The organism is Aeromonas sp. 102P (assembly GCF_051920345.1).
In the GTDB taxonomy this organism is placed as follows: Bacteria; Pseudomonadota; Gammaproteobacteria; order Enterobacterales; family Aeromonadaceae; genus Aeromonas; species Aeromonas veronii.
In genome coordinates this window covers 2,275,815-2,301,999 of sequence record NZ_JBQBCZ010000001.1, presented here as the reverse complement: position 1 = coordinate 2,301,999, position 26,185 = coordinate 2,275,815, and the positions used below count along the sequence as shown (strand labels likewise).

Annotated in this window: 24 protein-coding genes and 1 pseudogene; 21 read left to right on the top strand and 4 right to left on the bottom strand. The window is 58.4% G+C overall.

Annotation, left to right across the window (positions count from 1 at the left end; translation table 11 throughout):
- The first annotated feature begins 12 nt into the window (after positions 1-12).
- The gene (gene nth / locus ACTG1K_RS10955) at positions 13-654 is read left to right on the top strand and encodes an endonuclease III (RefSeq protein WP_440005327.1); all 642 of its coding nucleotides are present in this window, start codon (positions 13-15) and stop codon (positions 652-654) included.
- A 56-nt stretch (positions 655-710) separates the two neighbouring features.
- Entirely contained in the window at positions 711-1,124 is a 414-nt protein-coding gene (gene gloA / locus ACTG1K_RS10950; protein WP_005347113.1) for a lactoylglutathione lyase, read from the top strand.
- A gap of 87 nt (positions 1,125-1,211) precedes the next feature.
- Here gloA and ACTG1K_RS10945 read toward each other — a convergent pair whose 3' ends face one another.
- A complete protein-coding gene (locus ACTG1K_RS10945) occupies positions 1,212-2,087 on the bottom strand; it encodes a flagellar protein MotY (RefSeq protein WP_005337611.1) in 876 nt (291 codons plus the stop codon).
- A 223-nt stretch (positions 2,088-2,310) separates the two neighbouring features.
- On the opposite strand from ACTG1K_RS10945, the gene ACTG1K_RS10940 reads away from it, so the two are divergent.
- The 4 genes and pseudogenes from ACTG1K_RS10940 to ACTG1K_RS10925 all read left to right on the top strand — a co-directional run bounded on the left by ACTG1K_RS10940 (position 2,311) and on the right by ACTG1K_RS10925 (position 5,962).
- Positions 2,311-3,276: an autotransporter domain-containing protein gene (locus tag ACTG1K_RS10940; protein WP_100646196.1), complete on the top strand. Its 966-nt coding sequence runs from the start codon at positions 2,311-2,313 to the stop codon at positions 3,274-3,276.
- A 627-nt stretch (positions 3,277-3,903) separates the two neighbouring features.
- A complete protein-coding gene (locus ACTG1K_RS10935) occupies positions 3,904-4,443 on the top strand; it encodes a hypothetical protein (protein ID WP_440005325.1) in 540 nt (179 codons plus the stop codon).
- Between the two features lie 87 nt (positions 4,444-4,530).
- Entirely contained in the window at positions 4,531-4,914 is a 384-nt protein-coding gene (locus tag ACTG1K_RS10930; RefSeq protein ID WP_042056543.1) for a hypothetical protein, read from the top strand.
- Between the two features lie 80 nt (positions 4,915-4,994).
- Positions 4,995-5,962: pseudogene (locus ACTG1K_RS10925) on the top strand (integrase core domain-containing protein).
- 223 nt (positions 5,963-6,185) lie between these two features.
- On the opposite strand, the gene ACTG1K_RS10920 reads toward ACTG1K_RS10925, so the two are convergent.
- Positions 6,186-7,331, bottom strand: a complete 1,146-nt coding sequence (locus ACTG1K_RS10920) for a porin (RefSeq protein WP_440005323.1) — start codon at positions 7,329-7,331, stop codon at positions 6,186-6,188.
- 396 nt (positions 7,332-7,727) lie between these two features.
- Here ACTG1K_RS10920 and dinG point away from each other — a divergent pair, with 396 nt between their 5' ends.
- The 3 genes from dinG to ACTG1K_RS10905 all read left to right on the top strand — a co-directional run bounded on the left by dinG (position 7,728) and on the right by ACTG1K_RS10905 (position 11,680).
- Positions 7,728-9,800 (top strand): ATP-dependent DNA helicase DinG, encoded by a 2,073-nt coding sequence (gene dinG, locus ACTG1K_RS10915; RefSeq protein ID WP_439997357.1) that lies wholly within the window; start codon positions 7,728-7,730, stop codon positions 9,798-9,800.
- Between the two features lie 142 nt (positions 9,801-9,942).
- Positions 9,943-10,602 (top strand): YccT family protein, encoded by a 660-nt coding sequence (locus ACTG1K_RS10910; protein ID WP_270816956.1) that lies wholly within the window; start codon positions 9,943-9,945, stop codon positions 10,600-10,602.
- 181 nt (positions 10,603-10,783) lie between these two features.
- Positions 10,784-11,680, top strand: a complete 897-nt coding sequence (locus tag ACTG1K_RS10905; protein WP_047439244.1) for a histone deacetylase family protein — start codon at positions 10,784-10,786, stop codon at positions 11,678-11,680.
- A gap of 135 nt (positions 11,681-11,815) precedes the next feature.
- Here ACTG1K_RS10905 and ylqF read toward each other — a convergent pair whose 3' ends face one another.
- A complete protein-coding gene (ylqF, locus tag ACTG1K_RS10900; RefSeq protein ID WP_270816955.1) occupies positions 11,816-12,766 on the bottom strand; it encodes a ribosome biogenesis GTPase YlqF in 951 nt (316 codons plus the stop codon).
- A gap of 323 nt (positions 12,767-13,089) precedes the next feature.
- Here ylqF and ACTG1K_RS10895 point away from each other — a divergent pair, with 323 nt between their 5' ends.
- The 8 genes from ACTG1K_RS10895 to ACTG1K_RS10860 all read left to right on the top strand — a co-directional run bounded on the left by ACTG1K_RS10895 (position 13,090) and on the right by ACTG1K_RS10860 (position 21,773).
- Positions 13,090-14,487 (top strand): alkaline phosphatase, encoded by a 1,398-nt coding sequence (locus ACTG1K_RS10895; protein WP_005334065.1) that lies wholly within the window; start codon positions 13,090-13,092, stop codon positions 14,485-14,487.
- A gap of 11 nt (positions 14,488-14,498) precedes the next feature.
- Entirely contained in the window at positions 14,499-15,890 is a 1,392-nt protein-coding gene (locus ACTG1K_RS10890) for an alkaline phosphatase (RefSeq protein ID WP_440005320.1), read from the top strand.
- Positions 15,891-15,968: 78 nt separating this feature from the next.
- The gene (locus ACTG1K_RS10885) at positions 15,969-16,655 is read left to right on the top strand and encodes a hypothetical protein (RefSeq protein WP_151287117.1); all 687 of its coding nucleotides are present in this window, start codon (positions 15,969-15,971) and stop codon (positions 16,653-16,655) included.
- 82 nt (positions 16,656-16,737) lie between these two features.
- On the top strand, positions 16,738-17,475 hold the full coding sequence (locus ACTG1K_RS10880) for a substrate-binding periplasmic protein (RefSeq protein WP_439987896.1): 738 nt from the start codon (positions 16,738-16,740) through the stop codon (positions 17,473-17,475).
- Positions 17,476-17,720: 245 nt separating this feature from the next.
- A complete protein-coding gene (rnk, locus tag ACTG1K_RS10875) occupies positions 17,721-18,116 on the top strand; it encodes a nucleoside diphosphate kinase regulator (protein WP_005334070.1) in 396 nt (131 codons plus the stop codon).
- A gap of 193 nt (positions 18,117-18,309) precedes the next feature.
- Positions 18,310-18,900 (top strand): transcriptional regulator UhpA, encoded by a 591-nt coding sequence (gene uhpA / locus ACTG1K_RS10870; RefSeq protein ID WP_005334071.1) that lies wholly within the window; start codon positions 18,310-18,312, stop codon positions 18,898-18,900.
- On the top strand, positions 18,897-20,417 hold the full coding sequence (gene uhpB / locus ACTG1K_RS10865) for a signal transduction histidine-protein kinase/phosphatase UhpB (RefSeq protein WP_440005318.1): 1,521 nt from the start codon (positions 18,897-18,899) through the stop codon (positions 20,415-20,417). Before uhpA ends, uhpB begins: the two co-directional genes overlap by 4 nt.
- A 21-nt stretch (positions 20,418-20,438) precedes the next feature.
- Entirely contained in the window at positions 20,439-21,773 is a 1,335-nt protein-coding gene (locus ACTG1K_RS10860) for an MFS transporter (protein WP_440005316.1), read from the top strand.
- A gap of 18 nt (positions 21,774-21,791) precedes the next feature.
- Here ACTG1K_RS10860 and ACTG1K_RS10855 read toward each other — a convergent pair whose 3' ends face one another.
- A complete protein-coding gene (locus ACTG1K_RS10855) occupies positions 21,792-22,928 on the bottom strand; it encodes a GGDEF domain-containing protein (protein WP_421336717.1) in 1,137 nt (378 codons plus the stop codon).
- Positions 22,929-23,441: 513 nt separating this feature from the next.
- On the opposite strand from ACTG1K_RS10855, the gene ACTG1K_RS10850 reads away from it, so the two are divergent.
- The 4 genes from ACTG1K_RS10850 to ACTG1K_RS10835 all read left to right on the top strand — a co-directional run bounded on the left by ACTG1K_RS10850 (position 23,442) and on the right by ACTG1K_RS10835 (position 26,134).
- Positions 23,442-24,242, top strand: a complete 801-nt coding sequence (locus tag ACTG1K_RS10850) for a transporter substrate-binding domain-containing protein (RefSeq protein WP_421268227.1) — start codon at positions 23,442-23,444, stop codon at positions 24,240-24,242.
- Positions 24,243-24,341: 99 nt separating this feature from the next.
- Complete coding sequence (locus tag ACTG1K_RS10845) at positions 24,342-25,301, top strand: amino acid ABC transporter permease (protein WP_019445267.1); 960 nt, start codon at positions 24,342-24,344, stop codon at positions 25,299-25,301.
- The gene (locus ACTG1K_RS10840; protein WP_265781723.1) at positions 25,285-25,407 is read left to right on the top strand and encodes a hypothetical protein; all 123 of its coding nucleotides are present in this window, start codon (positions 25,285-25,287) and stop codon (positions 25,405-25,407) included. The genes ACTG1K_RS10845 and ACTG1K_RS10840 overlap by 17 nt, the downstream gene beginning before the upstream one ends.
- Positions 25,391-26,134 carry an amino acid ABC transporter ATP-binding protein gene (locus tag ACTG1K_RS10835; protein ID WP_440005313.1) on the top strand — a complete coding sequence of 248 codons (744 nt, stop codon included), beginning with the start codon at positions 25,391-25,393 and terminating at the stop codon, positions 26,132-26,134. The genes ACTG1K_RS10840 and ACTG1K_RS10835 overlap by 17 nt, the downstream gene beginning before the upstream one ends.
- Positions 26,135-26,185: the final 51 nt, after the last annotated feature.

Here is a 26,185-nt window from a genome sequence, read left to right as displayed (position 1 = left end):
CGGACGCAAGGCATGAACAACCAGAAACGCAGAGAGATCCTCGAGCGGCTGCGGGCAAACAACCCCCACCCCACCACAGAGCTCAACTTCAACTCGCCGTTCGAGCTCTTGATCGCCGTGCTGCTCTCGGCGCAGGCGACCGATGTCAGCGTCAACAAGGCGACCGACAAGCTCTATCCGGTGGCCAACACCCCGCAGGCGATGCTGGAGCTCGGGGTGGACGGGCTCAAGGAGTACATCAAGACCATTGGCCTCTTCAATACCAAGGCCGAGAACGTCATCAAGACCTGCGCCATCTTGCTGGAGCGCCACGGCGGCGAGGTGCCGGAGAACCGCGAAGCGCTGGAAGCCCTGCCTGGCGTCGGCCGCAAGACCGCCAACGTGGTACTCAACACCGCCTTTGGCTGGCCCACCATCGCCGTCGATACCCATATCTTCCGGGTCTCGAACCGTACCGGTTTTGCGGTGGGCCAGAACGTGGATCAGGTGGAGGAGAAGCTGCTCAAAGTGGTACCCGCCGAGTTCAAGCTGGATGTCCACCACTGGCTCATCCTGCACGGGCGTTATACCTGTCTCGCTCGCAAGCCCCGTTGTGGTTCCTGTATCATCGAGGACTTGTGCGAATACAAAGAGAAGGTCTATCCAGAAAGCTGATAGCCTCGCAACCGAGATTGAAAGCAGTACACATCACCAACCCGGAGAACTGAGCAATGAGAATTCTGCATACCATGCTGCGTGTCGGCGATCTGCAACGCTCCATCGACTTCTACACCCGTGTCCTTGGCATGAAGCTGCTGCGCAAGAGCGAGAACAGCGAGTACAAGTACACCCTGGCCTTCGTCGGCTACGGTGACGAGAAGGATGAAGCGGTGATCGAGCTGACCTACAACTGGGGGGTGAGCGAGTACGAACTGGGCTCCGCCTACGGCCATATCGCGCTGGAAGCGGACGATATCTACGCCACCTGCGACGCACTGCGCGCCGCCGGTGCCAAGATCACCCGCGAACCGGGCCCGGTCAAGGGCGGTACCACCGTCATCGCCTTCGTCGAAGATCCGGACGGTTACAAGATTGAACTGATCGCCAAGAAAGATGCCGGTACCGGCCTGGGTGACAGCTTCTAAGCTGCCCGACTCCCGCTGCCGGATGGCAGGATCAAAAAAGAGCGCAGATGCGCTCTTTTTTTGTGCTTCTCTGACCGGGCCGCAAAGCTAGATCTCGCCATTGCGCCCCATGCTGATCACCACCCGCCGGTTCTTGGCACGTCCCTGTTCGGTTTCGTTGGAGGCGACGTGCTGCTTCTCGCCATGCCCCTCCACCGAGATCTTGCCGGGATCTATCCCCAGATCGACAAACACCTTCTTGATGGCATCGGCCCGCTTCTCGGAGAGTTTCAGGTTCGGCCAGCGGCCGCCATAGCTATCGCTGTAAGCATCGATCACCACTACGTCGATACTCTTGTCCGCCTTGATAAACTCGCTGATCATCGCCAGCCGCCGCTTGGAGGGGATGGAGAGCTGATCGCTGTTTTTGTCGTAGGTGAGCACGCTAAAGGCGATATCGTTGAAGCTGTAGGGCAACAGCCCGCTCAGACAGTCGATAAAGGCCTGATATTTCACCCGAAAGTTGACCGACGAGAGAGACACCCGCACCGCACGGTTCTGGCGATACCAGTCCCGATACTGGAAAGTGGGCATTCGCCCCCCCTCCAGCTCGTCGAGCATGGTCCAGGCGGTTTGCCCCTCCACCAGCCCATCGAACTGCTGATAGAAGCGCAGTTGACTCACTTCTCGCCCGGCGATGCCCGGGCGCCATACCGGTGGCATGATGCCAAGGCTCACCGTCTGGGTCTGGGCCTGTGGCCGCTTACCCTTGAGCTCGAAGTCGAGGTTGATCTTGCGCCCGGCGCGGCTGACAAAGGCCCCCGTTCCCCAGTTGGGAATAGGGTGTTCGAGGCGACACTCAATCTGGGTATCGGAGGTCAAACGCCAGACGGATTGATCCAGACCGGCACCAAATTCGGTGACCCCAGCCTGTAACTGCATACTCACGGATATGCTGACCAACCCCAATACCCAAGCGTTCAATTGCTTGCCCTCCACACGATCTCACAAGAGATATCGGCGGCAAGAGGCCAAGCTTTAGCGACAAACTGCAAAGGCGTGCCGTTGGTGTGGCAAAGGCTTGCCCCTCAGCGGCAACCGACCGCAAGCGGCGCTTATTCCCCCCTCTTAGCTCCGTGCCAACCGCCGGGAAGCTCGCTACAGTAAAGCCAGGGCAATCAGACGCCGCTTATCGGGAACCACACTCATGCACCGCTCTTGCTCCTCTTTATTGCAGATGTTGTTGCCAATGCTGCTGGCGCTATCCGGCAGCACCGTCAAGGCCGCAACACAGGATCAGGAGTGGGCACAGGAGCGCGCCAATGCGGTGCTCTCGCTGATGACCTTCACCGTGGTGCCCGACATCACCGCCAGCAACCTCGATATCGGCAGCGGCACCAATCAATCTGCCGCCCTTAACATGACCCAGATCGGTGGCGGCGCCACCATGAGCGAAGCCGTGCCCATCTATCTGGAAGGGGCGATCGGCTTTAGCCGCTACGATCCCCAGTTTGTGGTGAGCAACGGCACCGAGAGCCGCACCCTCCCGACCAAATGGAACAGCCTGACCGCCTCTGGCGGGATCGGCTGGGATATCGCCCTCCATGAAGACCCGCGCGGTGGCCACTGGGTACTGCGCCCCATCGCCAACGTCTCGCTCGGTACCATGGCCAGCGATCTGCGGATCGGCAACTGGCTGCTGGAGCGTACCAAGGGCTACTCGCTGGATTTTCTCGATGGTGGACAGCTCAATATGTACGGACTGGGCGGCTCGCTGATGCTCGACTACGAGCTCTTTTCAAAGGCGCAGGATATCGATATCGAAGTGCGCTACTCCTACCAGCACCTGCAGAGCTTTGGCGGCACCTCGACCAGCGTCCGTGGTCACGCCGAGGCGGAGAACCTCGGTCTCTATCTGCGCCGCCGGGCCCCGCTATTCCACTGGACACTGCTCGACAGACCGGTACGCTATGTACTGGAAGGGGCCCATACCGCATATCTGGGGGAGCAGCGGGGGTTGCTTGGCTTTGACTCCCTCAACTCTATCGGCGCCGGTCTGGAGCTGGACAGCAGCAAGTACGACATCATAGTCACCCGCACCCGGTTGGTTGCCCGCTATATGTTCAGCCACAACACCAGCGGTTATTCCATCGGGTTGGCCATGAGTTTCTAAGTCGTTATATTTTCCTGCCACGAGTGGGCAATCCTCAGGGAAAGCAAATTAACACTCCAGATAATCACGCCCTATTGACGGAGGGTTTATTTATCCTGACCCTTTCATAGGCCTCACAACCCAGTCATATCAGGTAAAAATATCTTCCTGCTGGCAGGCCAATTTTGCCCCCCCTCGCACACCAAAAATTGGTGCTTTTTTCTGTATATTTACGGCGCGCAATGGCTGATTGGCCCTGTGATGTCGCCAGCCTGTGCCATCATGCAACATAGGAAATACTCTACTCCCGGCATTGCAGCCCTATGGCCAACTTTATCGACACCCATAAGGAACCATCCCGGATGGTCCCCCATCTTTTGCAAAGTGACCAGAACCACATCTAACTCATTGTTTTAAATGGTTTATAGTTTTTCATATTTTATGAATCCAATTAATCCTGTTTTATTTTACTTACATCACCCGACTGCTAAATTTGGCGTCATCCCGGCAGGACGAGGCGCACTGAAACGACTGACAGCGGGCTACCGATAACAGGTGTGCAATGAGCACAGAAATAACGTTAAGGCATAGCAACCGTTATTTTGACGACATCACACTTGCTGATCCTTGTTGATTTGAGGTTATCTGATGAAAAAAACGCTGCTTGCTCTCTCTGTATTGGTCATGACCGGAACCGCATATGCAGGGGTGCCTGATTTATCCGCCAGCTGTCCTGGACATATTAATCTTCGCGTCGAAGATGGCACGGCTTATATCAATAACCAGCAAGTTCCACTTAAAAAAGTGAATTCAAATTTCTACGAGGCGAGCAAGGGGCGCACCACCCTCTCCATGGTGAAAAATAGCGACTGGGGCATCACCTATTTTGTCAAAAATGGCGACAGCGGCGCCTGCCAGCTCAATGACGATGAAAACGATGACGACGGCGATGATGAGAGCGCCAGCAGCAGTGCCTACAACGGCAGCACTGCGCAAACCAAGGTTGCCGAGAACGCCTGCATGAACGCCGTCGCCAGAAAAGCGGACGTCAGCCGCAGCAAACTGACCCTCGACTATGTGGCCGACTCCCAGGCGGGGATGATGATTGATATCAAGGGGCCCCATGACCGGCTCTGGCACTGCCTCACCGACGCCCGCGGCCATATTTCTGGCATCAATCAGGACTGATTTCGAGCCACGGCTCAGCGGGGCCCACACCTACCGTGGGGGCTCTACCCCTTATCCATTGCAATTATTTGATTCAGGTAAATGAAGATGAAATCCAAACAGACTCTGCTCAATGTCGCCCTCGGTTGCCTGCTGGCGGTCGGTATCTCCGGCTGCGCCGTGGCCAAAACCCATCATGGCCACAAGACCCATGCCCAAGCGCACGCTCAGGAAGGGGCCGTGCAGTATGGCGACGAGAGCCCGTGGGCTGGCAACTATAAGGCGGTCACTGACGATGGCCGCACCGTGGCCGAAATTCACGTCGATACCACAGGGGAAACCTATATCGATGGCAATCAGGTAAAACCAAGTCACAGCGGCAGCGACTACCTGAAATTCAAGCAGGAGACTATCACTTACACCCTGCGCAAAAGCGGCGCCAGCTGGAAAGACAGCGATGCCGGCACCAGCGGCCGCATCCTGTTCGATTGATAATCCCGACACAGGCCTTGCCAGACACCAAGCCCCGCCAAGGGGCTTTTTTGCACCTGCAAAATACTATCAGCCTCTGCATGACCACCAACGAGAAAGTAGCACGTCGCAAACTCAGCCTGCTAGAGCTCGCCATAGAGCTCAATAACGTCAGCAAAGCCTGCAAACTCATCGGCTACAGTCGTCAGCAGTTCTACGAAATTCGCCGTAATTTCCAGACCTATGGCGCCGAGGGATTGCTCGACAAATTGCCCGGCTGTAAAGGGGCTCATCCCAATCGGGTTGCGCCCGAGATTGAACAGGCCATCCTCGATTACTCCCTCACCAGACCAGCTCATGGCCCGCTGCGAGTCGCGCAAAAACTGGCTCTGCAAGGCATCAATGTCAGTGCGGGCGGTGTGCGTGGCGTGTGGCAACGGCACGACTTGCTCTCCAAACACGACCGCTTGCTGCGCCTCGAGAAAACCCACCGGGAGCAGACCATTGAGCTCAGTGACGAGCAAATTCGCCTGTTAGAACGCTTTAGCCCCGAGTTTCGCGAACGCCAGATTGAGGTTTACTACACCGGAGAACTGGTGGCGGTCGACACCTTCTTTGTCGGCGCGCTCAAGGGGGTTGGCAAGGTGTATCTGCAAACCGTGCTGGACTGCTACAGTCGCCACGCCTGGGCGCGGGTCTATACCATCCTGTCGGATAACGGGCGCGAGTTCTGTGGGCGCCCTGACCACCATCCCTACGAGCTGTTCCTGCAACTGGAGGGGATTGAGCACCGGACAACCAGGGTGCGCAGGCCGCAGAGCAACGGCTTTATCGAGCGACTGCATTGCACACTGCTGGATGAACACTTCCGTATCAAGGGGAGAACGACTTGGTATGAGTCGGTAGAGCAGATGCAGACAGAGCTGGATAGCGATCTGGAACACTACAACACCCAGCCAACACCCAGCGGCCACATCAGGGCAGGATGATCGAGGGTCAAACCCCCTACAGTATGTTCAAGAAGGGTCTGAAATTGATACCGAAGGAAGTGCGCACTAAAGTAGCGTAAACAAGACACCGGTTTGAGGCCGGTGTCAGGTGATAACTAGATCTGTACAAATTAAACGAGACCGGCAATTTGCCAACTATCACTAGAAATTACAATCCGGCGATTCACCAGAACTCCGTTACGCAATAGCAATGCCGCCAAAAAGAAAATGGCCGAGATATCATCTCGGCCATTCGTAGCTTGGTCAAAGACTCAAGCTAGGATATTACGCATGTGCAACTTATTAGAAGTTGTACTGCATACCGAATTCCCACTGGTCGTCTTTGTTATCAGCGCTTTCGATGGCGTAGTTAGCATAAGACTTGATGTTGGAAGTGAAGGCATACTCAACACCCAGAATAACGCGGTTAAACATCTCGACGTCATTGCTGGAGCCAAAGTTATCAGAGGCTTTGGATTCTAGGAAGTTATAACCTGCCAGCAGTTTCCATGCATCGATGGTGTAAGAACCGGCGATTTCATAGCCTTTGGCCTTAACTTCTTCACCATTGTCATAGCCTTTCAGCTTAGACTGGTTATACAAGGCACCAACATAGAAAGCATCGTAGGCATAGGAAGCACCAATAGCCCAGTCATCCTTGCTTTCGAGATTCTTCATAAAGGTGCTTGCAGTAGCAGTGTTTACACCATCGAAATCCTTCACACGAGTGCCACGCTCAAACTCTTTGCTCTCGGTGCTCACGCCGAAACCGAAACCGTTCGGCATGTTGTAGCCAGCGCCCAGCGCATAACCGGATTTCAGGCCTTTATCATTTTGGTCCAGGGCAGTATTAGCGCCAGACTCAATGCCAAACCGCTCACCAGACTTATAGCTGCTGTTTTTGGTAATGTATGAGGCGTTGGCGAAGATGCCATCCCACTCACCACGATAGATGACCTGACCTTCTTGACGACCATCGTTGAGGTTACCGACGTTGCCCAGTTCTTCAAAGATATCGGCACGATCCTGTACACCCCATTTGGAGGCAGTATCAGTCTGACCGAACAGGAATTTACCGTACTGAGAACCATCAAAACCGGTCAGAATATGGCGAGATTTAAACTGATCATCACCATCAGATTCTTCGCCTTGAACCTCCCACTCACCCATAGCAACGGCAGACCAAGTATTGTTCAGCGCAACTTTGCCCTGCATACCAAAACGCGCATAGGTGTAAACTTCACCTTTCTCGGTGGTATCGAGTCGCTTGTAGTACAGATCATCGTTGGCATTAACCGCCAGCTCATCCGTGTTGGCTTTGCCCTGATAAGCCGCGTGCACACGCCCAGTCACATCAAACTTGGTACCATCTTTGTCATACACGGTAGCTGCGTTGGCTGCGGAAGCGAACAGAGCCGGGATAGCGATTGCCAGAATTGTCTTTTTCATAGTTTCCAATGCCTACTGTAAGTTAAACACTAAGTCGTTGTTATTCCCTGTGTTAGCGATGTTCTTTGCATCACTATGCCGCCGAGACTAGCACCGGATTTTTTGAACCGCAATGAAAAAACTTGGAACTTTTTATGGAAATCATGGTCACCAAGATGAAAATGTGATGCGCATCTCACTTGAAGCAGAACCAACGGGAAAACGTTTACAATTAATCCTGCTGATTATTTGGACTAAAATAGTCTATTTTTCATGCAAATAACGCTAACTACCTGATAAACAACCAACGTGGTCTGATCAGCGTAAAACTGCCGTGATAATGGCTGTTGCCTCGACCTCACCAAGGGGTTGCGGGTATCCTTGTCCTTCGATTAACCCCTAACTGGCCTTCTCTTCATGCTCTCTACTCGCCTTAAAGCCACCATTCGTCAAACCTATCGCCAGATTTCGGATGGATTACCCGGTTTTGTGCCGCGCAAAGAGCAGAACTTTCTGGTGGCCGAGATAGCCAAAACCCTGACCGGCGAGTACGACAAACAGCGCCGGATCCTGGTTGCCGAAGCGGGAACCGGTATAGGCAAATCTCTTTCTTATGCGCAAGGTGCCATTCCGGTTGCGCGACTCACCCAGAAGAAGCTGGTGATCTCCACTGCCACAGTGGCTCTGCAAGAGCAGCTGATCCACAAAGACCTCCCCTTTTACCACCGCCACAGCGAGCTGCCGTTTCGCTTTATGCTGGTCAAGGGGCGTCAGCGCTACTGCTGCGAGCATCTGCTGGAGCAGGCAGCCAGTGGCGCCGAGATGGCCAACTTCGAGCTCGACTTTGGCAGTCTGAGCAAGTCCAAGCCCTCTGACAGCGACAAAGATCGCTACCAGGCCCTGTGGCAGGCCTACACCAATGGTAAATGGGACGGGGATCGGGACAACTGGCCGGAGCCCATTCCCGACACGTGTTGGGATCGCATCGCCGCCGACCGCCACACCTGCAACAAGGCGCTGAGCCATCACCAGCACTGCCCATTTCATCGCGCCCGCAACGATATGGAGAGCGCCGATGTGCTGGTGGTAAACCATGCGCTGCTGCTCTCCGATCTGACCATGGGCGGCGGCATCATTCTGCCGCCCCCCGATGAGTGCATCTATGTGCTGGATGAGGCCCATCACCTGCCCACCATTGCCCGGGATCACGGCGCGGCGTCGGCCAGCGTCAAAGGCTCGCGTCGCTGGTTGGAGAAGCTGGTACAAAGTGCAGGCAAGCTGGCGCGGACTCTTAATAAGGAGAGCCTGCTCGACCCCCAACTCAAACTGCAGGATGCACTGGCCTCCATCCAGCCTGATCTGAAGGCGGTCGAGCAGTGGCTCAGCGCCAACGATCGGCTTTTTGGCAGTGAACCCCACTACCGTTTCGCCGAAGGGGTATTGCCGGATCCCCTGCCCATGCTGGCAGAGAATCTCAAGGAGTCGAGCAAGAAGGCGCTGCGGGCGCTGGATCGGATGCAGGGGGCCATAGGTGAAGCGCTGAAAGATGGTGAGATCCGCCGCAAGGAGGCCGAGCCCCTGCTGGCCGAGAGCGGTTTTCATCTGCAGCGACTGGAGAGTTTCTGCGCCCTCTGGGAGATGCTGGGGCGCCATGTGCCGACCGGCAAAACCCCGCTCGCCCGCTGGATGGCCAAGAGCGATGACGGCGATATCTGGCTGCACGCCTCACCGATAGAGGTGGGCTATCTGCTGGAGGAGTGGCTCTGGTCGAAATGTCTAGGTGCCGTACTGGTCTCCGCGACCCTCACCGCCCTCTCTTCCTTTAGTTATTTTCGCCATCAGGTGGGGCTCAAGGAGCACGATGGTACCCGCTATCTGCGCCTGCGCTCCCCCTTTGACTATCAGAAAGCCGAGCTCTATCTGCCCAAGATGGAGCACGAACCCAACTCGCCGGCCTTTACCAACGAGCTTGTCAGCGTGCTGCCACGCATTTTGGCGGGCAAGGAGGCGAGTCTGGTGCTCTTCTCCTCCTACCGCCAGATGAATGAGGTGGCCGTTGGCTTGCGAGCCAAGGGACTATCACTGCTGGTGCAGGGGGAAGCCTCCCGCAATGCCCTGCTCACCCTGCACAAACAAAAATGCGATGGCGGTCAGGCCAGCATCCTGTTTGGTACCGGCAGCTTCTCGGAGGGGCTGGATCTGCCGGGTCACTATCTCACCAATCTGGTGATCACCAAACTCCCCTTTGCGGTACCCAACTCGCCGGTCGAGGAGGCCACCGCCGAGTGGGTGGAGCAGCGAGGGGGGAACCCCTTTCTGCAACTGACAGTGCCGGAGGCATCGCGCAAGCTTATCCAGGCCTGTGGCCGCCTCATCCGCAAAGAGGCTGATCGGGGACGGGTCACCATTCTCGACCGCCGCCTGCTGACCAAACGTTATGGCAAGGGGTTGCTTGATGCTCTCCCCCCGTTTACACGGCGGATCGAGTAAATCAGTCTGCCGCTATTGACAAACAAACTGACAGCAGCGCAAACATCGAGCACCAGAAAGAGCCATTGCCGCAGTAGGCCAAACCTGTAAAAATGAGCCCCTGTTTTCAGTGGGCAATCGCCTGACTGTTCAAGGAGATGAAATGAAACTGACTGTTCTGGTACCGGCGCTGGCTGGTCTGTTGTGGGCCGGTAGCGCCCTTGCTGATGCCCAATTGGAAGTGACCACCCCGTATGTCGTCCAGCTGATCGATGGTCAAGCAATCAATCCCTCATTACTCGATAACACCAAAAAGTTTCCACTTAGCGTTGGTAAACATCAGCTCGTGGTTGCATTTGAAGGCAATTATTCTAATCGAGACGAAATCAAGCTGGTGACCGCCGAGCCGCTGGTGCTGAACTTCACCGCTGCCGACAACCAGCAGCTGGTGCTGGACTATAAAAAGCCCCGCAACGAAGCAGAAGCCAAACAATTCCTGAAGGATCAGAAAGTCACGCTGAAAGACAAGGTCAGTGGTCAGCAAGTGAGTAGCGAACAGTTCGTGATGCCGAAAGTAGAGGGCTTCCAGCTGACCCGTGACTATCAGCAAGAGCTGATCAACATGGGCAAAGCCTTCAACCAGCCCAAAACCGTTGCCGTCTCTACTGCTGCCGTGATGGCTGCCGCCAGCGCACCGGTTCAGGTTGCCCCCAGCAAGGCTCAAAGCAATCCGGAAGCGCTGACCCAGTTGCAAAACTGGTACAACAAGGCAGATGCGGAAACCCGCAAAGCCTTCCAGATCTGGGTTATCCAGCAGCAATAAGCCGGACTGAGAGATTGACTGAAAGGGGAGCCAAGCTCCCCTTTTCCATATCCTGCGGTCTCACTCACGACGCGTCTTGATTTGTGCGCTGCCACTTCCCCTTTATATAGGGAGTGTATATATGGATTCATCTGCTGATTTCATATATAGAAAGCGCCACCTTGCCAGGGAGAATGGCACCATGTCGTTGCGCATTTTCTATCACCCCCTCTACTCCTCCCTGACGCTACCCGAGCGCCATCGCTTCCCGCTGGCCAAGTATCAGGGGCTGTTTGAGCACCTGCAGGTGCAGGGTTACCCCCTTGGCGAAGCGCCGGCCGCTACCCGGGAGCAAATCTGTCGCATTCACGATGCCGATTATGTCGCGGCGGCCCTGAGCGGCCAGCTTGAAGAGCGCGCCATCCGCAAGATCGGTTTCCCCTGGTCACCCATGCTGATGGAGCGCACCTTGCGCTCGGTGGGTGCCACCGTTGCCGCCAGCCGCCATGCTCTTGAGCAGGGCTGCGGCTTGCAGATCTCCGGTGGCTACCACCACGCCCATCGCGATCACGGCAGCGGTTTTTGTCTGTTTAACGATTTGGTGATTGCCGCCCAGGCTTGCCTCGACGAGGGGCGCTGTGAACAGGTGCTGATCGTCGATCTCGATGTGCATCAGGGAGATGGCAGTGCGGCCCTGTGCGCCGGACGGCGCGATATCATCACCCTCTCCCTTCATGGGGAGCACAACTTCCCCTATCACAAAACCACCTCTCACCTCGACTTTCCGCTGCCAAGCGGCATGGCAGACGATGCCTATCTCACCACACTGCAACAGGCACTCTCGCTGGCACTGCGCCTCTATTCGCCGGATCTCATCCTCTATCAGGCGGGCGTCGATGTGCATCATGCCGACGAACTTGGTTATCTCTCCCTGAGCGATGAAGGGGTTCGCCTGCGCGATGCCATGGTATTTGACTGTGCAATCAAGCATGGGTTGCCTGTCGCCGCAGTGCCCGGTGGCGGCTATCGCCGCGACTGGCAACAGCTGATCCCGCTTCATATGTCGCTGTTTGAGACGGCGCGCCACCGTTTTGGTTGATGACATGCCTTTATATGTCGGGCACTTCACCAGATAAAACAGAAGAGGCGACCCTGGGGTCGCCTCTTCGTGTTTCGTCATCTGGGTCACACAAGCTCGCTCGTTGTCAGGCAAGCTCGGGACGCCTGAGGATAACTATTTCTGACGCTTGCGGGCGTACTTGCGACGGGCGCGGGCCTGACGCTCCTCTTCCCGCTCGGCCTTCTCTTTGGCTTTTTGCTCGGCTTCTGCGGCGGCCTCGACAATCTCGACGCTCACCATCTCCGGCGTCTCCAGCGAGATGCGCCCCAGCAAGCCTGAGCGGAACTCGTTGATCAGGATCTCGGACGCCTTGTGCAGGTCGGCCAGCCCCCCCTTGCGCATGAAGCCACGCTGGCGAGCGATCAGATCCAGCAGCTCGATCTCGGTCTCGGGCAACTCGTCAATCTGATAGCGCGCCTTGATCCGCTCCGGATACGCCTTGAGGAAGTAGTCAGCGGCGAACATGGCGATGTCCGCATAGTCATAGACGGTATCCTTGATAGCCGCCGTGATGGCCAGCCGATAACCGCAGGAGGGCGGGTTGAGCTTGGGCCACAAAAAGCCCGGGGTATCGGTCAGGATGACGTGGTTGTCGAGCTTGATCCGCTGCTGGGACTTGGTCACCCCCGCCTCGTTGCCGGTGCGGGCAATGATACGCCCCGCCAGGGTATTGATCAGGGTGGACTTGCCCACGTTGGGGATCCCCATGATCATCGCCCGCACGCCGCGCAGCTCAAAATTGCGCTCCGGCAGCATTTCGTGGCAGAGGGTCAGCAGTTGCTTGATCTTCTCCGGCTCTTGTTGCGTCAGCGGCAGCGCCTTGATCCCCTTCTCTTTTTCCATGTGCGCCACCCACAGATCGGTGATCGCCGGATCGGCCAGGTCCGCCTTGTTCAGCACCTTGATCACCGGGGTATCACCACGCAGCTCGGGCACCAGCGGGTTTTCGCTGGAGAAGGGGATGCGGGCATCGAGCATCTCGATGATCACATCGACCTGGGGCATGACCTCGGCAATCTCTTTGCGGGCCTTGTGCATGTGACCGGGGAACCAGTTGATGGACATATCCGTTACTCTCTGTGGGGGCTGCGGGCGCGCGCATGGAACAACAAGCGCTCTGCCGCGGGCATCGAACGAAGGGGGCGCATTTTACCTGCTGCGGGCCTCTTTTGACAGGTCATTCTAACCATCACCTCCTCAAATCAGCAAACCGCCGAGGCGGAGCGACCTTGCCGGAAGCGACCGGACCAACTGGCTCAATTGACAGATAACACATTGATATAGTGTAACATTTTCATCACTTTTTCACACAACCGTCACCGATAGTCAGTAAAAGTGTCATCTGCCCCCTCTAGGCTGCGCTCAGGTTATACAAGGAGCGAACCCCAATGAGAAAAATGGCAGGACTTGCAGTGATGATCGGCGCCGCCCTGGCTGCCGGCTGCAAATCAGACAATGACACGGTGGCGACCAAGCCCGCAGCCCAACCCACCAACGTCATCTTCTTCCTCGGTGACGGCATGGGCCTCAACACCCTGACGGCGGCCCGCATCTACGGTGTCGGCGAAGAGGGTGATCTCACCATCGATACCCTGCCAGAGACGGCCTTTATCAAGACCTTCTCCCACGATGCCCAGGTCACTGACTCGGCCCCCTCCATGGCGGCCTACATGACCGGGGTCAAGAGCAACAACGGCGTCATCAGCATGGACGGCGACGCCACCTATGAGAGCGACTGCAGCAAGAGCGCCGGCAAGCCGGTGACCACCCTGCTGGAGCTGGCCAAAGCCGATGGCCGCGGTACCGGTGTGGTAACCAGCACCCGGGTAACCCACGCCACCCCGGCGGCTACCTATGCCCATATCTGCAACCGGGATCTGGAGGCAGATATCGCCGTCCAGCTGGTACCGGGCGGCAAAGGCTACAACAGCGCCCTCAAGGAGGGGCTGGATGTGGTGCTCGGTGGCGGCAGCAGTTTCTTCCTGCCTAAAGCCGACAAGGGCAAGCGGGAGGATGGCCGCAACCTCATCAGCGAAATGCAGGCCAAGGGCTACCAGTTTGCCAGCAATCTGGATGAGCTGAACAAGGCCGATGCGGGCAAGCCACTGCTGGGCCTGTTTGGTTCCAGCCACATGAAATATGACCTGGACCGTCCCGCCAGCGAGCCGTCACTGGCCCAGATGACCCTGGCCGCCATCAAGCAGCTCAAGGGCAAAGAGAAGGGTTACTTCCTGATGGTGGAAGGGGGTCGCATCGACCACGCCCTGCACGACACCAACGCCAAGCGGGCGCTGCAGGACACCATAGCCTTCGACAACGCCATCAAGGCCGCCATCGACGAGGTGAAAAAGAGCGACCCCGAGCTGAAAAACACCCTGATCGTGGTCACCGCCGACCACGACCACACGCTAGTGCTCAACGGCTATGCCAAGCGCACCGGCAAGACCACTGCCGACAACCCCGGCGTACTCGGGCTGGTGAAGAACTACGAGACTGGCGAGCCAAGCAAGGATAGCGAGGGCATGCCCTACACCATCATAGGTTTTGGCAACGGCTACAACCGGGTAGATGGCCCGCGCAGCAGCGTTGCCCCGCTCGACGATGCCACCGTCTCCGCCAATGACTACCACCAGGAAGTGGTGGTCAAGGTAGGCGAAATCGGCAACGAGACCCACGGCGGCACCGATGTCTTCCTCGGCGCCATCGGCAAGGGGGCGGACAGCTTCCATGGCTCACTCGATAACACCGCCGTGTTCGGCAAGATCAAGGCTGCGGCCAAGCTGTAAGGAGCACTTTCATGAGCAAAAAGATGAACACATCCATCAAGCACACGCTGGTCTGCGCAGCCCTGTTCAGTGCGCTGGGCGCAACCTCCCAGGCACAGGCCGGTGATGCCAAAAACGTCATTCTCTTTATCGGTGATGGCATGGGCCCCACCGTGCTCACCGCCACCCGCCTGTTCAAGGTGGGAGAAGAAGGCAATCTGGAGATGATGAAACTGCCGCGCAGTGCCCGCATCAAGACCTTCTCCAACGATGCCCAGACCACCGACTCGGCCCCCTCCATGGCGGCCTACACCACCGGGGTCAAGATGAACAACGAGGTGATCGCCATGAGCAGCGACACCAAAGCCGTCGCCCCCGGCAAAGACGTCAATGGCAACAAAACCGTCAACAATTGCAGCAGCGATAACGGCAAGCCGGTGCCCACCATCCTGGAGCTGGCCAAGGCGGCAGGCAAAGCGGTCGGGGCCGTCACCACTACCGAGCTGACCCACGCCACCCCGGCGGCTACCTACGCCCACATCTGCCATCGGGATGCCGCTTATGACATCGCCGCACAAGCTGTTCCGGGAGGCGCAGGTTTCAACCAGGCGCTGGGGGATGGGGTCGATGTGCTGATGGGCGGTGGTGCCAACCACTGGACCCCCTACAGCGCCAGCAACAAGGGCGGTCGCAATGACAACCGCGACCTGACCGCCGAGATGAAGGCGCAGGGATACAGCTATGTCACCACTCAAAGTGAACTGGCCAAGGTCACCAGCGGCAAGGTGCTCGGTCTATTCAGCAGCAAATCCCACTTGGACTACGAGCTGGATCGGGTCGCCAAGGGGGCAGCCAATACCCAGCCGTCCCTCTCCGAAATGACCGCCAAGGCGATCGACCTGCTGAGCAAGAACAGTCAGGGTTACTTCCTGATGGTAGAAGGCGGCCGGATCGATCATGCCCTGCACGGCACCAACGCCAAGCGCTCGCTCACCGACGCGGTGGCTCTGGATGAGGCGGTCAAGACGGCGCTGGGTAAAGTGGATCTCAACAATACCCTGATCGTGGTCACCGCCGACCATGACCACACCATGACCATTAACGGCTACTCCGCCAAGGGCAATCCGGTGCTGGATCTGGTGAAAAATGGCGACGGCTCGACCCAGAACGACGTGGATGGCAAGCCCTTCACCACCCTGGTGTTCGGTAACGGCCCCAACCGCCCCGATGTGCGCCCGGTCCTCACCAGCGATCAGGTGATGGCCAATGACTACCTGCAGGAGACCGGCGTCAAACTGACATCGGAAACCCACGGCGGCGGCGATGTGATGCTGTTTGCCGATGGCGCCGGCAGCAACCGCTTCAAAGGCACGCTGGATAACACCAAGGTGTTTGGCAAACTGCGGGAGGCGCTCGGCCTGTAAGCAGCAGGGGCCCGGGTGCATCTGAGCAATTGACTCAGCGGCCCGGGCCCGGGCCCCGGCACTTTCGAGCGACAGATGATGATGCGACTTTTGCTTTCGTTATGGCTGCTTGGCAGCACCCTCGCCTTCCCCCTGCATGCTGACGACACGCCCCCGGATCTCGCCGCCCGGATCAGCTATCACGACCGGAATACCGGCAGCGATGGCATCGCCAGAGAGAGTGTCTGGCAAGAGAAGTGGCTGCGCGTGGGCAATCAGGTGTGGAGCCAGCGGCTCATTCCCCTCCCCCTTGCCCGTGCCTATCACGCCACTCACGACGCCACGCCCGGCCACAAGCACTTTACCCACCAGATGGCGGCCCGCTGGGTCAGCCGCAGTGATGAGGGTGAGCTGCAGCTGCGTTATGCCGACAGCTGGCACAACCAGCTGGTTGAGGTGCCGGTGGAAGAGTATGGCCAGGTGGCCTTCAAGCCCGACTGGCCGCGGATCCGCCATCTCGTCAACCCGGCGCTGATCGAGGGGATGACTCCGCTGGATGAGGCCACCCCCGAGCAGGCCCGCTGGTATGAAAAGCGCGAAGGGCAGCAACGAACCCGCATTCTCTGGTCGAGTCAGTGGCAGATCCCGCTGGTAGTCGAATCGGCCAGTCTCGACGGCTATCGCAGCTACCGGATGGAGGTGACCCTGCGCAAGCTGCCTGCTCAGCTCCCCTGGCAGCAACTCGCTGATTACGAAGTGCGCGATCTGCGGGATTTCTTCGACTGAGATCCCAACCCCTCTGCGGGCACAACGACAACGCAGGCAGGAATGCTACACTCTGCATATTCGACTCTGGCTCACGACCTTGATGCGCGCTCTCTGCCTGCCCTTTTTTGCCCTGCTGTTATTGCTGGTACACACCGGTGCCCAGGCTATTGTGCTGGTGGCGGCCGAGTTGCCCCCCTATGTCATACGTTCCCAGCAGGGGGCTCCAAGCGGCATGGCCATCGAGGTCATGGAAGAGGCCGCCCGGCGCTTAAAAGAACCGCTCACTATCGAGTTGATGCCGCTGGCCCGAGCCCTCATCGAAGTGACCCACCGCAAGGATGTACTGCTGATCCCGCCAGTGCGGAGCTCTCGACGAGAGCACCTCTTTTATTGGGTAGCACCAATAATCGACGAGGAATTTGTTATCGTCAGCGATCGCCGCTTTCATCCTGTTCCAATCAAAGCCGGTGAGCTGTCCACCCTCAAGGTCGGTACTCTGCGCCACTCTTTCGGCCAACATTTACTCAAACAAAGACTCAATCTGACCAGTCAAACTGTCGCCACCGAAGAACTCAATGCGCACAAACTACAACGAGGGCGTATCGATGCATGGGTAGCAGCCTGGAACGCTATTCTCTACAACCAACAGCAAGAAGGATTTTCTACTGGGCAACTTGTTCGTGGTGAAACCCTGATGCGCACCCAGTTATTTATTGCCGCTCACAAAGAGTTCCCCTTCACCGAAGGGCGTCGCTGGCAAGCCGTGATAAACGAGATGCGCCGTGATGGCTCGCTCACGCGGATCATCCGTCAGTACAACTATCAGGCTCCTGAGTAGTCACTCAATCACGGTTGCCAAGGCCAGCCAGAATGGTTATGGTAGCCCCATGAAAATACTCGCTATTTCCTCGCATTTGCTCACACCCTGCTGAGCCCCCGCCTCGCTCCTTCGGCCGCGAGTCGCTTGGGGGCATGGCATTCTCAATCGATTGAACCTGTTGAATCCATTTTTGTAACACTTTGCGTGATGGCCAACCTGCACCCGCCGGTATGGGCCTATCCGCTATTGATAAGGAATATCTTATGAAACAACCACATCTGGTTATCTCCAGCCTTGATCTGGACCGTATCGAACAACTGCTCGGCAACCACCCACAGCATCTGGCCCTGCAAGAGGAGCTGGACCGCGCCGAGATCCGCGAACCGGCCGACATGCCGCCGGACGTGGTCACCATGAACAGCAAGGTTCGCTTCAAGATGCAGAGCAGCGGCAACGAGTTCTGCCTGACCCTGGTCTACCCGCGCGATGCCAAGGGCGACGAGAGCAACATCTCGGTACTGGCGCCGGTGGGTAGCGCCCTGCTCGGTCTGAAAGTGGGCGACAGCATCGCCTGGCCGGGCCCGGCCGGTCGCACCATCGAGGTCGAAATTCTGGAAGTGGTCTATCAGCCGGAGCGCGCCGGCGAGCTGCACCGCTGAGTCCCCCGGGCTGGTCATCCCCCTGTTGATCAGCCCGCTTGCTCGCCCTTGCCAGCTGATCCCGATCAAGCTTTGCGCACCTTGCCACCCGGTTTTTAGCCTCTTTCCCTGCTGCTGCTTGAGCCTGGCTCGGGGGGCAGGTATCTTGTTGGCCGCGTCATGGTCATGACGCACCGAATTTCAGGCTGACATCATGATAAAAATTGCCCTCATCGACGATCACCAGATCGTCCGATCCGGTTTTGCCCAACTGCTCAATCTGGAGCCAGACCTGCAGGTGGTCGCCGAATTCGGCTCCGCCAGCGACGCCCTGGCCGGCCTGCCCGGCAGCGGGGCGCGAGTCTGCGTCTGCGACATCTCGATGCCCGACCAATCGGGGCTGGATCTGCTCAAGCAGCTCCCCTCCGGCCTTGCGGTGGTGATGCTCTCGGTACACGACAGCCCCGCCCTCATAGAGCAGGCACTGCAGACCGGAGCCAAGGGATTTCTCTCCAAGCGCTGCAGTCCGGACGAGCTGATCGCCGCCGTGCGCACCGCCGCACAGGGGGGGTGTTATCTGACGCCGGACATCGCCCAGAAACTGGCCAGCAGCAGCCGGGATCCCCTCACCAATCGGGAGCGGGAGATTGCCCAGTTGCTGGCACAGGGGCTGGAGGTGAAGGCCATTGCCGAGCAACTTGGCCTCTCCCCCAAGACGGTTCACGTCCATCGCGCCAACCTGATGGACAAGCTCAAGGTCAGCAACAACGTCGAGCTGGCCCACCGCATGCTGGATAGCTGGTGATCTCCCGTTTTGCCAGCTATGTCGCCATCGCGCTGGCGGCCTGCTTCATCTTTGCCGCCGGCTGGTTTTGCCTCTGGAGCATCAGCCTGCATCTGGCGGGCGGCCCGGCTCTGGCGGTGCTGCTGTTCCCCTTCGGCCTGCGCCTCGGCTTGCTGCTGCAAAGTCCCGGCCACTACTGGCCGCCGCTGTTGCTGTGCGAAGGGCTGCTGCTCTACTGGCTCAATCTGGAAGTGGGGCTGCCCCACTGGCCTTGGCTGGTCGCGGGCAGTCTGCTGACCCTGATACCGCTGCTGATTGCCCGCCGCCAGCAGGTGCGCAATGACTGGCAGCAACTGTTGCTACTGCTCGCCACCGTCACGGCGGCGGCGCTGCTGCAAGCCCTGCTCTGGCATCTGGCGGGGGAAGATGTCCTCTCGGCCCTGCTGCTCAGCCTGACCGGCGGGCTGACCCTGACCTCCACCTGCATGCTGATCTGGCACTACCTCACTCGCGCCACTTGGGTGCCACTGGGGCCTGCGCTGGTGGATCAGCCGGTAGAGTGGCGCTTTCGCCATCTGGTCTGGTATCTGCTGCTGTTCGTATTGAGCCTCTGGCTGCAACTGGGATTGCCCAACTCGCTGGTGCGCTTTACCCCGTTTTGTCTCGCCATCCCCATCATCGCCATGGCGTGGCGCTACGGCTGGCAAGGGGCGCTGCTCGCCACCCTGATGAACACCATCGCCCTGCTGGCGAGCCAAGCCTGGCACGATCACCCCCTCGATCTGCTGCTCTCCCTGCTGGCCCAGAGCCTCACCGGCCTGCTGCTGGGTGCCGGGATCCAGCGCCAGCGCGAGCTCAATCAGGCGCTGACCCGCCAGCTCGCCCACAATCGCCAGCTCACCGAGCGGCTGCTGGAGACCGAGGAGAGCATCCGCAAGGAGGTGGCGCGCGAGCTGCACGACGACATCGGCCAGACCATCACCGCCATTCGTACCCAGGCTGGCATAGTGCGCCGCCTCGCCCCCGATAATGCCGGGGTGGGCCAGAGCAGCACCCTGATCGACACGCTGTCGCTCGGGATCTACGACGCGGTGCGCGGCCTGCTCGGGCGGCTGCGCCCGCGCCAGCTCGACGACATGACTCTTGAACAGGCGGTACGGGCACTGCTGCGGGAACTGGAGCTGGAGCGTCACGGCATCGTCACCCGGCTGGAGTGGCAGCTGGCGGATGGGGATCTCTCCGATGCCCAGCGGGTCACCCTGTTTCGGGTCTGTCAGGAGGGGCTCAACAACGTGGTCAAACATGCCAACGCCCACTCGGTCACCATTCGCGCCCGGGCCAGCGGCGAGCAGTTGCAACTGGTGCTGGAAGATGATGGCCGCGGTCTGCCAGAAAGCCGCCCGCAGCAGGGCTATGGCCTGCTCGGCATTCGCGAGCGGGTACAGGCCCTAGGGGGCAGTTTGCAACTCTCCTGCATCCACGGCACCCAGCTGACGGTCAATCTGCCCAGTCGCAGACGGGAAGAGAGTCATGGCTAATCACCACCAGAGGGCCTGCCTGTGCTGAGTTTTATGAGAAGCGCGCCGCCCCGGCCCCTTATCCGGGATCAGGCCGAGATCGATGCCACCTATCGCCACTGGCGGCTGCACCTGCTGCTGACCATGTATCTGGGCTATGCGGTCTTCTACTTCACCCGCAAGAGCTTCAACTTCGCCATGCCGGACATGCTGGCGAGCGGCATGCTGGACAAGTCCGATATCGGCATGCTCTGGACCCTGTTCTACATCACCTACGGCTGCTCCAAGTTCTTCTCCGGCATCATCAGTGACCGCGCCAACCCGCGCTACTTCATGGGTGTCGGACTGATGGCCACCGGCGTTATCAATATCCTGTTCGGCCTCTCGTCGGCACTCTGGATGTTTGCCGCCCTCTGGGTCGCCAACGCCTTCTTCCAGGGCTGGGGGTGGCCCCCCTGCTCCAAGCTGCTCACCAGCTGGTATTCACGCAGCGAGCGGGGCGTCTGGTGGTCGGCCTGGAACACCGCCCACAACGTCGGCGGGGCGCTCATTCCCCTTATCGTCAGCACCATCGCCCTGCAGCATGGCTGGCGCTACGGCATGATAGTGCCCGGCCTTATCGCCATCATCGCGGGATTGTTCCTCTGCTGGCGGCTGCGGGATACCCCGAGTGCCATGGGATTGCCAACGGTGGGCGAGTGGCGCAAGGACACCATGGAGCTGGCCCAGCAGACCCAGGATGCGGGGCTCTCCCATCGCCAGATCCTGCGCAAATATGTACTGGGCAACCCCTATATCTGGCTGCTCGCCTGCTGTTACGTGCTGGTCTATGTGGTGCGCACCGCCATCAATGACTGGGGCAATCTCTACATGACCGAGCAGCGCGGCTTCAATCTGATGAGCGCCAACTCGGCCATCTCCATGTTCGAGGTGGGAGGCTTTATCGGTGCGCTGGTGGCGGGCTGGGGATCGGACAAGCTGTTCAACGGCAACCGTGGCCCAATGAACCTCATCTTTGCGGTGGGGATCCTGCTGGCGGTGGGATCGCTCTGGCTGATGCCCTTCTTCAGCTATGTGATGCAGGCGGCCTGCTTCTTTACCATCGGCTTCTTCGTGTTTGGCCCCCAGATGCTGATCGGCATGGCGGCGGCGGAGTGCTCCCACAAAAACTCGGCGGGAGCGGCTACCGGCTTTGTCGGCCTGTTTGCCTACATGGGGGCGGCGCTGTCGGGCTATCCGCTGGCCAAGGTGATGGAGATCTGGCACTGGAACGGCTTTTTCGTAGTGATCTCGGTGGCGGCGGGCGTCTCGGCCCTGCTGCTGCTCCCCTTTCTCAAAGCGCAGGCACCGCGCCCCCAGCCTGCCGAGATAACGTAATACTGGACTGAACGGGAGTTACACCTCCCGACCAGCCTGACAGACCCGGTTCTTGCCTTGCCGCTTGGCGCTGTAGAGCGCATGGTCGGCCTGAGTGAACAGCGGGTCAAAGTGCCACTCCCCTTGCCAGTGGGAGAGTCCCATGCTGACCGTGATGGAGAGGCCGCCCATGTTGCGGTTCGCGACCTCCTCCAGCAATCCCTCGCAGCGCTGCAGGGCCAGCACGCCGGGCTGCGAGAAGAGCAGCACAAACTCCTCGCCACCGAAACGACTGCACACCAGATCGGGCTGACTACCCAGATAGGCACCGAGCTCGGCCAGCACCCGATCACCCACCTCATGGCCATGCTGGTCATTGATCTGCTTGAAATCATCGATGTCGAGCACCGCCAGCGCGCCACTGTCACCCCACTTTTGCTGCTTCAGCTGCTCCATAAAGCCACGCCGGTTGAGCAGACCGGTAAGAGGGTCGTGGCTAGCCTGCTGGCGCAGCGCCAGCGCACGGTACTGGGTACAGAGCAGCAGCACCCCGAAGGTGGAAAGATAGCTCCCCATCAGCATGGAGAGGAAGGGCAGCACATTGACCCCGCTCTTATCCATCAGCATCTGTACGTTGTCCTGCCAGAGGAACCAGAGCCGCATCAGGTAGAAGGCGTAGAGCAGCACATTGACCAGGGTAAAGACCATCACCGCCGGCAGATAGTGGGGGTAACCGTGGCGCCAGACCAGATAGACGATCACAGCACCCAGCACCATGTAACTCAGGCAAGCCAGCAACACCCGGGATGCCATCCCCCCCTCCACAATGCACCAGCTCAGAAGCAGCAGATAGACCAGCATAAAGAGCCCCCCGGCACGCCAGTTCGGGGGCTGTCCGAAAAAGCGCTGCAGCGCCGGCGGCATCAACACAATGCAGAGCGTGATCAGGGTATTGGCCAGCCAGATGCCGGAGGAGCTGGGGAAAAATGCCTGTAACGAGAAAAGTATCTGGGCCACCAGCGCACAGAGACTGGACCACCACCATAACCCAATGCCCGGGATCTCCCGGTGGGTCGACCAGATAATGGAGAGCGTGATAAACCCGAGGCTATATCCCCCCAATGCCATCACCATCAGGGTAAATACATCCAGCTTCAGCAACAACGAGACATCCATATCAAAACCAGGCAGAGGGAGGTAAGTGAGTATATGAGAACCGTTTGCCAAGACCCAGAGACCCTGACTATTTTCACAATAAAAACATATTGTTCGTCTGTTTTTCACACCACCAGATAACTCACACCATTCCGCTGTAGCAGCTTTGAGATATGCAAGAAAGATAAGGCCAACCAGACTAAAGCCACATACGAGCCCCTCTCAATGTAACAAAATGTCTTGGGGATAATTTGGGCTTGAACCCACTCAATTAGATAGATATGTTGTTTTCGTGTGATTTTATGAATGAAGCCATGAGCAATAAATGTCTCTAACCTGTTGAGTCTTCTGACACAATCTGTTTTTGGTACATTTTTCACTCAACCACTATTCATAGCATCTCATATGGGGCTTTTGTCCCGCTCAAGACATTCATCCTGTCTTGCCTGTTGCCGGATGCAGCAGTCTCTTGTGCCACGGAGTCGCACGGGATCAGGTTCAAGGCCGAACACACCACCGACAGAGACGTCATTTATGATCAAAAAACTGATTCTTTCTACCCTGCTGTTTTGCGGGATCGCCACGGCGGCTCCGACCCCTGCCCCTACCTCCACCCTGGATGCCGTGCTCGAACGCGGCGTGCTGCGAGTCGGCTTTGATGCTGGCTATCAACCCTTCGAGATGACCAACAAGCAGGGCCAATACATCGGCTTTGATGTGGATCTTGCCAAGATGGTCGCCAAAGAGATGGGCGTGAAGGTCGAATTCGTCAACACCGCTTGGGATGGCATCATTCCGGCGCTGCTGACCAACAAGTTCGACGTCATCATGGGCGGCATGACCGTCACTCCCCAGCGCAACCTGCGGGTCAACTTCGCCGATCCTTACATCGTGGTCGGCCAGACCATAGTCCTGCGCAAAGAGAAGGCGGGCGAAATCAAATCCTTCACCGACCTCAACGACCCGAAATACAAGATCGCGGTCAAGCTCGGCACCACCGGCGAGCAGGCAGTGAAGCGCCTGATCCCCAAAGCCACCCTGCTGCAGTTTGAAACCCAGGATGACGCCAAGCTGGAAGTGATCAACGGCAAGGTCGATGCGTTCGTCTATGACCTGCCCTACAACGCTATTTTCGCCTCCCAGAATCAGGGCACCGTGGTGCACCTCGACAAGCCGTTCACCTTCGAGCCGCTGGCCTGGGCCATCCGCAAAGGGGATCAGGACACCCTCAACTGGTTCAACAACTACCTGCGCCAGATCAAGGGCGATGGCAGTTACGACCGTCTCTACAAGAAGTGGTTCGAGTCCAACGCCTGGCTGAACCAGCTCAAATAACCTCCGGGGGGCGGCACATGCCGCCCCTGCACCACGCAGCTCCCCACACAATAACGAGAAGAGGTTGTGACTGTGCACACACCCAAACCGACAAGACAGATGGAAAAACAACCCAATCAGCTGCTCTGGCATGGGGTTTTCCTGCTGATGCTGCTGGTTGCCGTATTCGGCATCTACAAGGCTGTCCAGTCAGTGGATTACACCTGGCGTTGGGAACGCATTCCCCAATACATCGCCTATCAGGCGGAGCAGAAGAATCTCGCCGAATTTGACGGCACCGTGATGGCGGGCACCAGCGAGGCCGAGAAGGGCAAGCTGTTCCTGCAAGACGATCTCGATCCCAATGTGCGGCAAGCCATCGCCAGTACCGGCGTACAAGTCGCCGAAGGGGATACCGTTTTTCGTGGCGATACCCTCGACACCCAACTGAGCTGGACCGCAGGCCCCATCGCCTGGGGCGTCTGGGTCACCGTCAAGCTCTCGCTGGTGGCGGGCATCTTCGCCATCCTGCTCGGTACCCTGGCCGGGCTGGCGCGTCTCTCCCCCAATCCCGCCCTGCGCAATCTGGCGGTCACCTACGTTGAGCTCATCCGCGGCACGCCGCTGCTGGTACAGATCTTCATCGTCTACTTCTTTATCGGCACCGTGCTAAACCTCGATCGCTTCACCGCCGGGGTCGCCGCGCTGGCGGTCTTTACCGGTGCCTATGTGGCGGAGATCGTCCGCGCCGGCATCAGCTCCATTCACAAGGGGCAGATGGAGGCGGGCCGCAGCCTGGGAATGACCTCCGCCCAGACCATGCGCTATGTCATCCTGCCGCAGGCGTTCAAGCGGGTGCTGCCACCGCTGGCAGGCCAGTTCATCAACCTGATCAAGGACTCCTCGCTGGTCTCGGTCATCTCCATCACCGATCTGACCAAGGCGGGGCGCGAGGTGGTGAGCTCCACCTTCAGCCCGTTCGAAGTGTGGTTTACCGTGGCCCTGCTCTATCTGGTGCTGACCGGCACCCTCTCTTTCCTGGTACGCCGTCTCGAGGTGAAATATGCACGCAGCAACTGATCCCATCATCAAGGTGCTACAGGCATCGAGAAGTGCAGCCATCACCGGCACCCCCTTCGCCTTCCCGGTTCGTTTTCTGGAGGTGAAATATGCGCGCAGCAACTGATCCCATCATCAAAGCGACCGGCGTTGAGAAGTTCTACGGCAGCGAAGTGCATGCCCTGAAAAACGTCAGCACCGAGGTGGCCGAAGGGGAAGTGGTGGTGATCGTCGGCCCCAGTGGCTCCGGCAAATCGACCTTCCTGCGCACCCTCAACCAGCTGGAGACCATCAACGACGGCAATATCGTGGTCGATGGCATCTGCCTGACCGAGCCGGGCGATGTCAACAAGCTGCGGGAAGAGGTGGGCATGGTGTTCCAGTCCTTCAACCTCTTTCCCCACCTGACGGTGCTGGATAATATCTGCCTCGCTCCGCAGAAGGTGCGGGGGCTATCGCGCAAAGAGGCCGAAGACAGAGCCAAGGCGCTGCTGCTGAAAGTGGGGCTGTCGGTGAAAGCAGCCAGCTATCCCTCCCAGCTCTCCGGCGGTCAGCAACAGCGAGTGGCCATCGCCCGGGCGCTCGCCATGCAGCCACGCATCATGCTGTTTGACGAGCCCACCAGTGCGCTCGACCCCGAAATGGTGGGGGAAGTGCTGGATGTGATGAAGGGGCTGGCCCGCGAAGGAATGACCATGGTGGTGGTGACCCACGAGATGGGCTTTGCCCGCGAGGTGGCGGATCGGGTGCTCTTTATGGAGAGTGGCGAACTGCTGGTAGATGAAAAACCGGCCGACTTCTTCGACAATCCCCCCTCCCCGCGTCTGCGCCAGTTCTTGAGTCAGGTGCTGTAGCCAATACCCAAAGATGGATTATCGAGTTGTTGCACTGGGTGCTCAACTGAC

What these genes read in the sequence shown, in the direction of transcription:
- nth (WP_440005327.1), top strand. Translation starts at nt 13, where the DNA reads ATGAACAACCAGAAACGCAGAGAGATCCTCGAGCGGCTGCGGGCAAAC.
- gloA (WP_005347113.1), top strand. Translation starts at nt 711, where the DNA reads ATGAGAATTCTGCATACCATGCTGCGTGTCGGCGATCTGCAACGCTCC.
- ACTG1K_RS10940 (WP_100646196.1), top strand. Translation starts at nt 2,311, where the DNA reads ATGCACCGCTCTTGCTCCTCTTTATTGCAGATGTTGTTGCCAATGCTG.
- ACTG1K_RS10935 (WP_440005325.1), top strand. Translation starts at nt 3,904, where the DNA reads ATGAAAAAAACGCTGCTTGCTCTCTCTGTATTGGTCATGACCGGAACC.
- ACTG1K_RS10930 (WP_042056543.1), top strand. Translation starts at nt 4,531, where the DNA reads ATGAAATCCAAACAGACTCTGCTCAATGTCGCCCTCGGTTGCCTGCTG.
- ACTG1K_RS10920 (WP_440005323.1), bottom strand. Translation starts at nt 7,331, where the DNA reads ATGAAAAAGACAATTCTGGCAATCGCTATCCCGGCTCTGTTCGCTTCC.
- dinG (WP_439997357.1), top strand. Translation starts at nt 7,728, where the DNA reads ATGCTCTCTACTCGCCTTAAAGCCACCATTCGTCAAACCTATCGCCAG.
- ACTG1K_RS10910 (WP_270816956.1), top strand. Translation starts at nt 9,943, where the DNA reads ATGAAACTGACTGTTCTGGTACCGGCGCTGGCTGGTCTGTTGTGGGCC.
- ACTG1K_RS10905 (WP_047439244.1), top strand. Translation starts at nt 10,784, where the DNA reads ATGTCGTTGCGCATTTTCTATCACCCCCTCTACTCCTCCCTGACGCTA.
- ylqF (WP_270816955.1), bottom strand. Translation starts at nt 12,766, where the DNA reads ATGTCCATCAACTGGTTCCCCGGTCACATGCACAAGGCCCGCAAAGAG.
- ACTG1K_RS10895 (WP_005334065.1), top strand. Translation starts at nt 13,090, where the DNA reads ATGAGAAAAATGGCAGGACTTGCAGTGATGATCGGCGCCGCCCTGGCT.
- ACTG1K_RS10890 (WP_440005320.1), top strand. Translation starts at nt 14,499, where the DNA reads ATGAGCAAAAAGATGAACACATCCATCAAGCACACGCTGGTCTGCGCA.
- ACTG1K_RS10885 (WP_151287117.1), top strand. Translation starts at nt 15,969, where the DNA reads ATGATGCGACTTTTGCTTTCGTTATGGCTGCTTGGCAGCACCCTCGCC.
- ACTG1K_RS10880 (WP_439987896.1), top strand. Translation starts at nt 16,738, where the DNA reads ATGCGCGCTCTCTGCCTGCCCTTTTTTGCCCTGCTGTTATTGCTGGTA.
- rnk (WP_005334070.1), top strand. Translation starts at nt 17,721, where the DNA reads ATGAAACAACCACATCTGGTTATCTCCAGCCTTGATCTGGACCGTATC.
- uhpA (WP_005334071.1), top strand. Translation starts at nt 18,310, where the DNA reads ATGATAAAAATTGCCCTCATCGACGATCACCAGATCGTCCGATCCGGT.
- ACTG1K_RS10855 (WP_421336717.1), bottom strand. Translation starts at nt 22,928, where the DNA reads ATGGATGTCTCGTTGTTGCTGAAGCTGGATGTATTTACCCTGATGGTG.
- ACTG1K_RS10850 (WP_421268227.1), top strand. Translation starts at nt 23,442, where the DNA reads ATGATCAAAAAACTGATTCTTTCTACCCTGCTGTTTTGCGGGATCGCC.
- ACTG1K_RS10845 (WP_019445267.1), top strand. Translation starts at nt 24,342, where the DNA reads ATGGAAAAACAACCCAATCAGCTGCTCTGGCATGGGGTTTTCCTGCTG.
- ACTG1K_RS10840 (WP_265781723.1), top strand. Translation starts at nt 25,285, where the DNA reads ATGCACGCAGCAACTGATCCCATCATCAAGGTGCTACAGGCATCGAGA.
- ACTG1K_RS10835 (WP_440005313.1), top strand. Translation starts at nt 25,391, where the DNA reads ATGCGCGCAGCAACTGATCCCATCATCAAAGCGACCGGCGTTGAGAAG.